Source organism: Blastococcus sp. SYSU DS0753, assembly GCF_054051175.1.
This window is the reverse complement of sequence record NZ_JBJHAT010000044.1, coordinates 1-11607: the sequence shown is the minus strand read 5'-3', so window position 1 is coordinate 11607 and position 11607 is coordinate 1. Positions and strand designations below refer to the sequence as shown.

Sequence of the window (11607 nt, the reverse complement as noted above, 5' to 3'; positions counted from 1 at the left end):
ACGTCTCGTGCGCACCGGTGCTCGGCGACCAGTGGATCGAGCCACCGCCGTAACCCCCGGCGAAGGCGTTGTACCGGCCCACGCCGTCCGCGGTGCTGCGCTCCCCGGTGATCGGGTAGCCCAGCACACCGCGCTCCCAGCCCAGCTCCTCCCAGCGGTCCCGGATCTCCCCGTAGATCTCGTGCGCGCCCGTGTTCGCCGACCAGTAGATCGAGCCACCGCCGTAACCCCCGGCGAAGTGCTGGTAGGACCCGCCGTCGGCCCCGGCGTACCTCTCCCAGGTGATCGGGGGACCCAGCACGCCCCCCTCCTGCCCGAGGTCCCGGTACCTGGCCTCGATGGCCGACCAGTTCACCGACACACCGCGGTTGTCCGCCGCCTGCTGGCGCTCGGCGATGACCGGCCAGACGTTGGCCCGGCAACCCTGCAGGGAGATCGACTGCTGCTGCATGACCCAGGCGGTGCGGCCGGGCGTGGGGCAGTCCTGGTGACCGAGACCCAGCCAGTGCCCCACCTCGTGCAGGATCACGTACCGCTGGTACAGGTCCAGCCCGTGCGGCCACGAGTCCGTGCCGCCGCGCCACCGCTCGTCGTTGATGTAGACGTTGCGGCCCACCCGGCAGCTCCACTCGCTGCTGCAGCCGGGAGCAGCAGCAGCGACCACGGCCGGCGAGGCCAGGATGAGGCTGAAGTTCCCTCCGGACTGCACCTGGTCGAAGCGGAGGGCGCCGCCGAGGCTCCAGCCCCGTGGGTCGTTGAGCGTCTCCGAGGCGACGCCGGCGAAGTGGTCCAGGTCGCCGTAGACGGTGCCCTGGGCCGTGACGGTGTAGGTGATGGCCTGTTGGGCCTGCGCCGGCGCCGCGGGCAGCATGCCCGCGGTGGTCAGCGCGAGCAACATCGCCAGGAACGTCCGCAGGTGCCAGCTCATCGACAGTCCCGTCCCGCAGCCGGCACGCGGCGACCGCGTCTCGTGGTCCTCCGGCACCGGCGCGCCGTGGCGTACCGGCCGCCGCTGCCCGTCCCGGCACGATAGCCAGCCACCACCGGGCCGGGACAAGCCTTTTGGACGCCTGACACGAAGCTGTCATGGACGTGCGGGCGGGGGCCGACCACCGCCCCGCTTCCCTCGTCGGCGGCGGTCCCCGGGACCGGTGGCGATCGCCGGACACGGTGCGGGCCGGATCCCCATGGCCACGTGACGGCTGCATCGTCGGGACAGGAGGGCGGCTTCGACCGGCCGGCGCCCAGGACGACGGTGCAGCACGGGACCGCCGGCCACAGGTCCAGCTGGTGGGGTGCTAACCGTTGCTCTGACCAGCAACGGAGCGCCAGTTCCGGCGAAGTTCTTACACGTTTCCAGCAGACTTCTTACACAGCTGGCCGACGGCCACCCACGCCCGCGCGGTCAGATCGCGCTGGCGGCGTCGTTGGCCACGAGCAGCGCTAGCCAGAGCCAGTAGCCCGTCCCGGCCAGGCCGAGGAGCGCCAAGACGACGGGAACGGGCCGAAGGCCATCCCCCGCGTGGCAGCGGGGTAGCGCGGCCGCGGCCAGCGCGGGCGGTGCGGCGACGATGAACAGAGCCAGCCCGGAGAACAGCAGACCGAACGCCAGCCCCGCCAGCAGAGCCACCACGGTGACGGGGGTCGTCTCCCGCCGCGGGTGGGCCATCACGAAGACCGCCCACACCAGGGCCAAGACCGGCAGCAGCGACAGCAGCAACAGCACGACATCCCCTTCCGCGCACCGGCACACCCGCCGCGCGTCCGGGACGGTCCGCGCCCTCTCCGAGCCGGCAACCACGCCCACCGCTGTCGGCAACGAGGCGCGGCCTCCGTCCGGGGCGCCGAGCGACAGGACTCCGAGACCCGTTTCGGGCCGCTGACCTGCGGTGTAAGAAGACGCCCCGAATCGTGTAAGAAGTCGGAAACGGCAGAAGCGCCGACCAATGGTCAGCGCTTCTGCGGAGCAACGGTTAGCTCCTGTAGGTGGGGTGCTAACCGTTGCTCTGACCAGCGGAGCTGCGCCCTGATCGACGGAGTTCTTACACGCTAACGGCGGAGTTCTTACACAGCCGGCCGCCAGCCCTCCATGGATCCCAGCAGAGCCCCTGCGGTCAGGCCGTGAGCTCGCGCTCGGCGGCGTCCAGGTCCGCCGAGGTGAGCCAGTCCGCAACTGGGGTGGCCAACGTCTGCTCGAACGGACCCCAAGGCAGTCGAGCCCAGACCGCACGCACGGCGGCGCGGGTCACGGCCAGCTCGTCGCTGTCCATGGCGGGGGCGTGCTGCGCGAGTGCGGCGCTGACGGCGGTGAGGCGCGTGGCGAGGTCCTCGGTCCGCACGGCGGCCGGGTTGAGCGTGAAGAGCCACTCTGGCGTCTCGTACAGCAGGCTGGCGTCGCCCCGGCTGGCGTCGGCGAGCAGGACAACCGGTGTCAGCTTGTGCGGCCGGGCTCCGAGCAGGGCGGCGCGGATCACCTGGGGGGCAGCCAGCCAGCCCGGGCTCTTCCCGACGGTGTGGGGGTTGTCGCATGTCGGATCCGCACAGGTGACCGGCGTGCAGTCCCGCGTCGGCGGCGTCCAGCCGGCCTGGGCGACGATGAGCCCTGCGTGCGCGGCGCAGTGGTACTCGGCAGCCGTCGTCCGCGACCACTGGCCCACGGTCAGGTAGGGCTTGAGCTCGGCGCTGGCCAGAGGGTGCGCGTGATACGGGCAGGCCGGCTCGGCGCACCGGATGACCCAGTCAGCGACGCGGGCGCACCAGATCAGCTCGGCCGGAGCGCCGCAGCGGCGACGGGGGCACCGCGTCGGGGTCGTGAAGAACTCCTCGAGCCAGACGTCGCGGGTCCGTGGCAGGTGCGCGGCGGCGGTGATCAGCGCCTGGATGGCGTCCTCGACGGGCAGCCATCGGCGATCGGCGATGCTGTCGTCTACGGCCGCGAGCTTGGCGGCGTACCGCTCGTCGGACAGCGTGCGCGGGCCGGCTGCCCGCAGGGGCACAGAACTCCAGCCGTGCCCGGGGCAGCAGGTGAGCGAGGTGGTCGTCATGTCAGCGGCTCCATGAGTTGCGCGGCCGGGCGGCCGGGGCGGTCCGCGCCCCGCGGATGCGGAGCCCGGTCGTGCTCACGCCGTCGACCGAAGCCGCGGCGCCAGTTCTGGTGCTCGCTGACGGACGCAGTCTGCCCGAGGGGCGCCGCCGCCGCACTCGCTCGTCGGGGTGAAATCCGGCCCGTCAGACGGCGGGCGGTGGTGGTGTGACGTGCGGCTGGACCACGGGCGGGAACGCGGGCAGCATCGGCGTATGCCCGCGGAGGACGGCACGCCCGGATCGGCGCGGACCCGCACTCCAGCGCTGGTGGAGCTGCTGGACCCGTACATCGACCGTGACCTGCCCGGCCAGTTGCTCGACGTACCGCCGCAGATAGCCGTCGCGGCTCTCGGGCTGCTGGACCGCGAGCTGGGCACCGCCCGTCCCAACGGGGTGCAGCCGCCGATGCAGTGGCTGGTCGCGCAGGCGGCTGCGCTCGGTGGGCGGCTCAACGGCGGACTGGTGCGTGAGCGGGCGTTCCTGCGCCTTGACGGGATCCAGGTGCCGGCGGGTGTGGCCCGAGAGCTCGCCGCGCGCACCGCCGGCGCGTGGCCGGCACATGGCGCATCACCCAGCGCCCTGGAGGCCGCGGTCGCCGAGGGCTGGGTGTCGTGGACGGCCCGGGACCACGCGTGGGTGGGGGTGGGCACGGAACTGCACACCGCTCCCTGGCCAGGCGAGGTGGCCGTCGTCGGCCTGTGGTGGGACTAGCGCCGCCCGGCCCCCGGGAACTGGCCAGCAAGCTCCTTCTCCCGCGATGTCGGTGCGATCATCGTGTGGGTGCGGTGGCACCGTGGGCGGGTCGAGCATCCACCTGGCGGCACGGTCATCGACCTGGTCGAAGCGACCTGGGGCCTCGCGGCCTAGACACAGGACCCCCAGGTGGATCCGCGCACGTGCGCCGCAGGTCAGCGGGACAGCACCTCGGTGTAGGCGTCGATGTCGAGCGCCGGGACGGTTCCCATCCGCTGGAGGCGCGCGAGCAGCCGCATGGCGAAGAAGGCGAGGCCGACGGCCGCATCGGCCGTCGTCATGCCGTTCACCGCCGTGTCGCCGGGGGGAACCTCGAAGGCGCCGTCGGCCAGCCCGCAGCCCAGGTCGAGGCATTGTGAGTCCGCGAGCCCATCGAGCCCGTCCTTGAGCGGCTGGCCGAAGGGCGGCTTCCAGCCGCTGCTGCGGGCCAGGATGCCGCCGAGGATCCGCGGCGGCGGCTTGGGGGTCACGACCTCGCCGCCGGCGTGCACGATCCGCTGTGAGGTGCGGTGCAGCCCGCGGACGCTCGCGACCTTCGCGCCGGCTTCGCGGAGGTAGCCGAGGTTCAGCTCGGGCTTGATCTCGAAGACGGCGTAGACGCTCTCGGCCGGCAGGAACTTGGCGCCGTCGATGTCCCAGAACAGCGGTGTGAAGTGTCGGTCGTGCACGACCGCGTCGAGCTGCAGACTGCTGTTGCCCTGGCTGTCGACGACGAAGGCCTGGCTGACGGCGTACCGCTTGGGCAGGAACTCCTCGAGCATGACGCGCCAGCCCTCCTCGCTCCCGTCGCCGATGGTCGGGCCGTGGGTGGTCAGCCTTGACGCTGCCTTCATGCGGCTGGCGAGCTGCTCGGACTTGGCCTCGAAGGCGTGGCGCAGGTCGAACTGGGGCTGGTCGGTGGACTGATCGCTGCTTGTCACGGGAGGTTCCTCTCGGTCAGGGTGGTCGCCTCGGCTTCGAGGCTGCCGGGGGTGTCGTCGATGACCTCGACTGCGGTCACGACCATGTCGACGGGGCTGATGGCGGGCACCGGCCAGGGCCGACGCGCCGCGACGAGGCCGTGTACGCGGACTGGTCCACTCGCCGGGTATGCAGGCACTACGAGGGCGACCGGTCCGGCAGCCATCCGGGCGGCGGCACCCAACGCGCGCTCGTCCGTGCGGCTGGGCGGCACGTCGGCCGGGTGGATGTGCCACTCGCCGACGTAGCCGACCACGGCTGGGGCGTCGGTGCGGGCAGCGGCCATCAGCGCCTGGGCGCGACGGCCGTGGAGCAGGTAGCTGTGCCGGCTGCTGCGCGGGTCGGGGACGACCAGCGCGCGGGTGGCCACGATGACGCCGGGAGCGCGGAAGCCGAGCAGGATGCCGCCGGTCTCGAGCGGGAGGGACTCCTCGCCGGCGGCGAGGACGGTGTCGAGGGCGGCGCGGGCGATGAGGATGCCGGCGGTCACTGGCCGCCGCCGAGGAAAGTCAGGCGGCGCTCTTCTCCCGCGGGAACGCTGCCGGGGTCGGTGAGCAAGCCGACGGTGTGCCGGGCGGCGATGGCCGCTGCCTCCCAGACCGCCCAGGGCGGAGTGGTGCTGACCGGGCTGCCGCAGCCGGCTTCGTACACCGTCGGGCCCGGCGAGGGCAGCTGCGGCTCCGGCAGCGGCTGGTGCCCCTCCGGCACTGGTGTGCGATCGACGCGGACGGCGTGGCCGTCGGCGAGGACGGCGACCGACAACAGCTGACCCGCGCCAGCACCCGCGGCGGCGGTGAGCATCGCCGTCGCCGTGGAGTCTGCGGTGGCGTCGACAACGACGTCGAAGGCGGCGAGCAAGTCCGCGGCGTCCTTGGCGGTCCGGAGTGCCCCCACCTGCGCGGTGACCGGGCCGTGCATGGGTCGGGCGGCGCGGAGCATGTCGGCGGCGGCGGAGGCCTTCGGGAGGCCGACGGCGGCCTCGCCGAGGAGATGGCGGGTGGTGTTGCCAGGCAGCAGCCGATCGTCGTCGATCAGGTGCACCTGGCCGACGCCGCTGCGGTGGAGCAGGTCGGCCACGACGGAGCCGACCGCGCCGACGCCGATGACCGCCACCCGGCGGGCGCCGAGGGCCGCCGCGTCACGACCGGCCCGGATCGCCCGGGTGGCGTTGTCGTCGGGCGCCGACGGTAGGGCACGCAGCTCCACCGTCCGGTCGGGTCCGGGGACCAGTTCGAGGGCGAGCGCGGCCGGCAGCCCCCGGCGGGTGTAGCTGAGCAGCACCCGCTGCAGTCCGACACGGTGAGCACGGGTGAGTGCCTCCGCGCGGTCGGGTCCGACCGCGGTGCACAGGTCCTGCCAGTCGCGGATAGGGCCGGTCAGCTCCCCGGCGGCGGCGATCCAGACGGCGTCGGGCCCCCAGCGGCGGGTGCCGGACTTGCGGCCGGAGCGGTGCTGCCGGGCGGGGCCGGCCAGCCGGAGGACGCCGTTGCGCTGTGCGCGGGTGCGCCGCACGACCCCGTCGAGGTTGTCGAGCGGCCCGTAGAGGAGCACACGCCTCTCCCCCGCGGCGTCCAGGTACCGCTCCAGGTCCAGGGCCGGGGCGTCATCGGGCCACCCGGCGGCGTCGGCGGCCAGCCAGGAGGTCGCCTGCTGCAGCAGGGCGGCCCCGTCTGCCCACGGGAGCCGGGTGTGGTCGGCGTCGTCGAACAGGCACATGGCGAGGTCGGCCTCACGGTGCCAGCCCCGGCTGGGCTCGTAGTACTCGTCGCCGAGGGTCTTCCCGGTGGCCAGCTCGGCCCACACCCGGTTGCCCGGGTGCACCCTGGGTGCGGCGAAGGGGTACTCGTCGGGCACCACGACGTCGACGACGGTGGCCCGCCGGCGCGCCATGGTGTCGCCGTCGGCGGTGAAGGTGAGCATCCCGCGCCAGCCCGACCCGTCGCAGTTCGGGAGGGCGTCGTCGCAACGCTTGAACCCGCCCCGGGCGAGGACGTCGACCAGATCTTCGTGGGCGTCGACGCGGGTCAGGCGGAGCTGCTCGACGGCTGCACCGGCCCGGTCGGCACCGGTGGGGCCGCTCATCCGAACCGGCGGTTGCCGGCCGGGACGGTGCGGTCGCCGGCACTCACGGTGGTGAACCGCTTGGCGGTGCCGTCGGCGTTGCAGGTGTCGGGCATGGGGAACACGAAGTCGGTGTCGCCGACGTCGTCGACGGCCTTCCCGAGCAGGTCACGGAACGTCTTGGCGGCGGCGCACTTGTCGGTGCTGTCCCGAGCGGTCTTCGCCTTCGCGGCGGCGTCGAGGAAGGCGTTGGCCAGGGCCTGCTTCTCCTCGTAGGTGCCGCGGATGACGGCCTTCTCACCGGGCATGGTCGGATCGTCGAGGCCCCAGCCGAGGACGAAGGCGTTGTAGAGAACGGTGCCGGTCTCCTGCAGCGCGGTGGCGTAGAAGTCGGCGTGCGTCGGCCCCTTGACGCGGCCGGTGCGGAAGGCGGCCACGGCGGCGAGCTCCACGGTCAGTCCGCCGGGCTTGGCCTTGCCGAGCAGGCTGCGGCGGGTCTGGCGCAGCAGCTTGACCGTCGGCACGTACATGCGGTCGAAGTGCTCCGCGTCGTTGAGCTCGTTGGTGATGACGGTCAGCTCGTCGGGGTTGGTCGCCTGCCAGCCGTTGGGGTCGTCGCCGTCTTCGCGCTTGGGAAGCTGCCAGGCCGACAGCCCGTTCGAGGAGGTCCAGGGTCGGGCGGGGACGGCGTCGACGTAGAGGCCGTCGAACTCGGGGAAGGCGACCTGAAGGCTGCGCGCCTGCCGCTTGACACGCACCTTGCCGTTGCTGGGGGTGGGGAACGCCTTGCGCAGCACCCGCTCGAACTCGCCCAGCAGCGTCTTCGGCAGCACGTCGTCCTCGACCTCGGTGAGCCGGCCGAAGACGTCGACGTCCTTGATGCGGCGGATGCTCACGTAGCGCTTGTAGCTGCCGATGAGGATCGGCTTGAAGCCCCAGTCGGCGATCACCGGATCAGCTGCCAGCGCGTCGCTGACCTCCTTGTGGGCCTTGGGTGCGTTGTCCTTGTCGGCCGCCGTCGGCTCGATGTTGGTCAGGGCGGCGTCGAACTGCGTGGTGAGCTCAGGCATGGGTCCTCCGACGGTTGGTGCTGACCACGGGCCGGTCGCCGTGTGCGGTCAGCGGATCACGTAGGGGTGACAGTTCCGGAATGTCGTCGATGCGCAACGTCCCGAAAGCTCAGCCCGGGCCATGCTGCGGCGCGGCCGCTCGTCCCGACTCCCCCGACAACCTGTCTGGGATCTCTCCGCAACCCGCGGGGCGCCCGGCCGGCACGGGTGCTGGCCACTCAGCCCGCGGTACCGGGCGCAGTGCCGCTGCGGGCCGCCCGCGCGCTACGCCTCGGGGAACTGGGTCCGCAGCCGCTCCGCGATCATCGGCACGCCCCACGCGGTGTACGGACCATCGCGGAGGATCAGCTTGGTCGTCGACTTCGGCCCCTCGAGCCGAACGTCCTCGATCCGGTCTGGCGGGAAGAACGGCCAGTCGGCGTCGAAGAACGCGAGCACCCCGGTGACCGCGACGTCGTCGGGTAGCCGCGGGTCCCCGGCGAGCGCATCGCGCACGAGCTGTACCTGCCGCTGCACGCTGGTGACCAGCTTGGTGGCGTCGCGCCGGCCGACGGTCAGCTTGTACCGGCGCGGGCTGAGCAGGCCGCCTTCCCAGTCGACGCGGACGGTGCCGGTGTAGTTCTTCGCGTCGATGACATAGACGCCCGAGGACGACACCGCGATGTGGTCGATGTTCGCCTTCGTGTCAGGGATCCGTCGGTCGTGGAGCACCTCGACGCCGCGGGCGACAAGCTGGTCCAGGCGACGGGCCACGGCGCGCTCGCCGGCGGCGCCCCGGCGCCACGCGGCGACATGCTGCGGCTCGTCGGACAGGGCCAGGATGAGCCCGCCGAGGAGCGGGTGGGCATCGCGCACCTTCTGCTCACGGCGGGTGCTGCGCCGCTCGTACTCGGCTTGCGCCGACCCACCGGCGGCGCCGGTGACTCGCACAGCCGGGGTGGTGGCACGGGAACGGGCGCGGGTGGTGTCGGAGGCAGGGAGTCGTCGTGGGTCAGGCAGCGGACGACCCGCCGGGCTCGGTTCCACTGCGCGGTCGTCTCGGCGTTCAGTCCGGCGCCGCAGTTGGTACAGACCGCCGGACGGCGCAGGGTGATGGTGCGCCAAGTCGCCCCGCCGTCAGCAGTCGAGGGGGCGTCCCCGTGTGCCCTGCAGCGGACGGCGGCTGCTGAGCGGCTCCAAGATGCCGTGCTGCCCGCGGGAAGCGTGGTGTCGCAGTCACTGCAGACGCCGTCCCGGCGCAGGCGCAGAGGGCGCCAGTCATCGCTCACCTGGCGAATGGTGCCGCGCGTGTTCCGGTGCGGCAGGCAGGTCGGCGTGCGCCGCGCCGCTGGTGGCCCCCGCGTGCGCCGCTGCGCGTGGGGAGGTGAGCCGGTCGGAACGCCACCGTCAGAAGGCGTCATCGACGGCCTCGGCCCGGACCCGCTGCGGAAGTAGGGCCAGCATGCGACGGTTGTCCGCGACCCGCGCGGCGGCGGCGGACGGGCCGCCGAGCAGGTCGATCCCGAGGACGGTGGCGGCCTCGACCGCGACGCCGAGGGTGACCGACGGGGCTCCCTTCTCGACGGCGCGGATCGTGCCGAGCGCCACCCCGACTCGTTGAGCGAGCTCGGTCTGGGACCAGCGTCGCTCGCGGCGGACCCGCGCGATCTCCGAGCCGAGGGCAGCGCAGACCCCGCGCGTCGGCTCGGAGTAGACCGCCCGACGACGGGGCATGGCCGCACCTCCCTCAGTTGGCAGAGGATTGGGCATTACGCGGCCTAACGCGCGATGGTTTGTAAATCCTCCGGTGGCTGAGGCCGACAGAAGCCCCACTCGGAGCGAGACGAGCGTGACCGGTCTGTGGGCACGTCGACCTCACTCTCCCGGTCACTCGACCGGGTTGTCATCGGGGACGAGCGCTACTCGCCGGTGGTGCCGCGGTCACGTTGGCGGGCGTGCCGGCGCCCCCGCAGGAAGTGGGTGCGCAGCAACCCATCGCGCCCGCTTCGTCCACTACACACCAGCCGAAGAGCAGCCTCAAGGACAAGGCCTCCACCGCGCTCGGGTTCCTGGTGCTCGCGTACTTCGGAATCGCGATCGTCGGCGGCCTCATCGCCGTCGCCGTCACCTACGACTGGGGCGCGTGGCTGGCCAGCTGGGGCGAGTGGTTCGGCGGTAGCGGCGGCCACGGCAACCCGTACGACGGCCCCTACGACAGCGGCTTCGACTGCCCGGCCGGGCCACGCACCTGCTGACGCACGGAGGGGCCTCCGTCACCAGCTGCGGCCAATCGCGCAACAGCGGTTGCGCGATTGGCCAGCCCGCGGCGCCAGCAGGCCCGGAGAGCTTCTGGCGGCTCCCGCGCTGCCTCGCAAGCGGGGCAGGAGCGCCGATGCCCCGCCTCGGGCCGCTTCTCAGGCTCGGACGGCCCGGGCGCGAGTGAGCGCGTCGGCCAGCGTCCGAACCTCCTTGACCACGTGTTCGGGCACCAGCAGGTACTGCCAGTCGCCGTGCTGTCCGTCGTCGGTGACGTGGCGGGCCCACTGCTCGGCCGCGACCTGCTTACGCAGGACGGCCTCGTCGCTGAGCCGGTCGTCGCCCTTGACCTCGAGCAGGTAGTGCACGCCGCTGATCTCGGCGTAGAAGTCCGGGCTGTACCGGCCGCCCTCCCACTCCACGACGAACTCGCCGCGCTGGATCCGCGCCCACACGGCGACGTTGGTGTCGCTGTCGAGCAGGTTGGCGAACCGCCGCTCGGTCTCGCTGTCGAACCAGTTCAGCTTGTGCAGCCCGCGGTCGGACCAGGAGTTGTAGGCGACGCCGCGGCTGAACTTGCCGTACCGGTTGAGCTCCACCGGCCGGCTGTTGACGCGGATCGGGCCGAAGGTGGTCGTGGAGACGGCCAGGTCGACGACCTCGTCGGCGGCGCGGTACTGCTGGCGCAGCAGCCGCTGCACCGCGGCCAGCGTCTGGTTGACGTAGGGCGCGACGCGGTCGACGCCGCCGGCGCCGGCGACGAGCGCCTCGGCCAGCCGGCGGGCGGCGTTGCCGTCACTGCGGCGGGCGGAGTCGATGAACTCCATGGCCAGGATGCCGCTCTTCAGCGAGCTCACCACGTTGCCCAGCGGCAGCTCGGGCGTGCTCGCGTCGATGACGTCCTCGGCGTCGGCCGGAACCAGGCGCAGCCCGGTAGGGCTGGTCGGGTCCTCGATCACGTCCAGCCGCTTGCGGGCCAGCTGACCGCCACCGGCGGTGGTGGCGATCAGCTGGCCGAGTGCGGTGAACAGCCGCTCCGGGACGTCGGAGAGGGAAAACGCGCGCGCGATGACGGTGCGCTCGACCACCGGCATGCTGATCTCGCGGCGGGCAGTGACTGGCTGGGTGGTGTTCTGCGCCTGCTGCTCAGCCTCCCGCAGTCGTTCGGTCACCGACGTGATGGTCGCCCCACCGGTGGCCTCCTGAGCCGGGGAGACCGGCACCGGCGTGACCGTGGACGAGTCATTCCCCTGCCCGGCATCGGGTGCGGCAGCCGCGGGTGCGGTGCCGGCGACGGGTGCGGCGAGCGGAGGCATCACACCGTCACCGCACCTAGTCGTCGTGCTGGTCGGGGCCAGCGTCGTGCTCGGGACGGTGGTGGGTTCCGTCGGGTCGTCGACGCCGATGCCCCCGACGCCGACGGGCACACGCCCGTCGGCGTCGG

The 11607-nt window shown here is 72.7% G+C and carries 12 protein-coding genes; 2 read left to right on the top strand and 10 right to left on the bottom strand.

The window, feature by feature from the left end; translation table 11 throughout:
- From ACI799_RS20855 to ACI799_RS20845, 3 genes are all read right to left on the bottom strand, one after another.
- On the bottom strand, nt 1-928 hold a 928-nt coding region (locus tag ACI799_RS20855; RefSeq protein ID WP_456613848.1), incomplete at its 3' end, for a DUF3152 domain-containing protein.
- A gap of 477 nt (nt 929-1405) precedes the next feature.
- Nucleotides 1406-1726 (bottom strand): hypothetical protein, encoded by a 321-nt coding sequence (locus ACI799_RS20850; protein ID WP_456613847.1) that lies wholly within the window; start codon nt 1724-1726, stop codon nt 1406-1408.
- A gap of 388 nt (nt 1727-2114) precedes the next feature.
- Entirely contained in the window at nt 2115-3044 is a 930-nt protein-coding gene (locus ACI799_RS20845) for a hypothetical protein (RefSeq protein WP_456613846.1), read from the bottom strand.
- A gap of 253 nt (nt 3045-3297) precedes the next feature.
- Between ACI799_RS20845 and ACI799_RS20840 the strand changes: the two genes are divergently transcribed.
- A complete protein-coding gene (locus tag ACI799_RS20840) occupies nt 3298-3795 on the top strand; it encodes a hypothetical protein (RefSeq protein ID WP_456613845.1) in 498 nt (165 codons plus the stop codon).
- Between the two features lie 197 nt (nt 3796-3992).
- On the opposite strand, the gene ACI799_RS20835 is transcribed toward ACI799_RS20840, so the two are convergent.
- The 6 genes from ACI799_RS20835 to ACI799_RS20810 all read right to left on the bottom strand — a co-directional run bounded on the left by ACI799_RS20835 (nt 3993) and on the right by ACI799_RS20810 (nt 9641).
- Entirely contained in the window at nt 3993-4757 is a 765-nt protein-coding gene (locus tag ACI799_RS20835) for a DUF6602 domain-containing protein (RefSeq protein ID WP_456613844.1), read from the bottom strand.
- Nucleotides 4754-5287, bottom strand: coding sequence for a Mov34/MPN/PAD-1 family protein (locus tag ACI799_RS20830; RefSeq protein WP_456613843.1), 534 nt, complete (start codon nt 5285-5287; stop codon nt 4754-4756). The genes ACI799_RS20835 and ACI799_RS20830 overlap by 4 nt, the downstream gene beginning before the upstream one ends.
- Nucleotides 5284-6879, bottom strand: a complete 1596-nt coding sequence (locus ACI799_RS20825; protein WP_456613842.1) for a ThiF family adenylyltransferase — start codon at nt 6877-6879, stop codon at nt 5284-5286. The genes ACI799_RS20830 and ACI799_RS20825 overlap by 4 nt, the downstream gene beginning before the upstream one ends.
- The gene (locus ACI799_RS20820; protein ID WP_456613841.1) at nt 6876-7928 is read right to left on the bottom strand and encodes an SMODS domain-containing nucleotidyltransferase; all 1053 of its coding nucleotides are present in this window, start codon (nt 7926-7928) and stop codon (nt 6876-6878) included. Before ACI799_RS20820 ends, ACI799_RS20825 begins: the two co-directional genes overlap by 4 nt.
- Nucleotides 7929-8192: 264 nt before the next feature.
- Nucleotides 8193-8858 carry a nuclease-related domain-containing protein gene (locus tag ACI799_RS20815; protein ID WP_456613840.1) on the bottom strand — a complete coding sequence of 222 codons (666 nt, stop codon included), beginning with the start codon at nt 8856-8858 and terminating at the stop codon, nt 8193-8195.
- A 456-nt stretch (nt 8859-9314) separates the two neighbouring features.
- On the bottom strand, nt 9315-9641 hold the full coding sequence (locus ACI799_RS20810; protein WP_456613839.1) for a helix-turn-helix transcriptional regulator: 327 nt from the start codon (nt 9639-9641) through the stop codon (nt 9315-9317).
- A 242-nt stretch (nt 9642-9883) separates the two neighbouring features.
- Here ACI799_RS20810 and ACI799_RS20805 point away from each other — a divergent pair, with 242 nt between their 5' ends.
- Complete coding sequence (locus ACI799_RS20805; RefSeq protein ID WP_456613838.1) at nt 9884-10162, top strand: hypothetical protein; 279 nt, start codon at nt 9884-9886, stop codon at nt 10160-10162.
- Between the two features lie 159 nt (nt 10163-10321).
- Here ACI799_RS20805 and ACI799_RS20800 read toward each other — a convergent pair.
- A partial coding sequence (locus tag ACI799_RS20800) for a hypothetical protein (protein ID WP_456613837.1) occupies nt 10322-11607 on the bottom strand: 1286 nt, incomplete at its 5' end.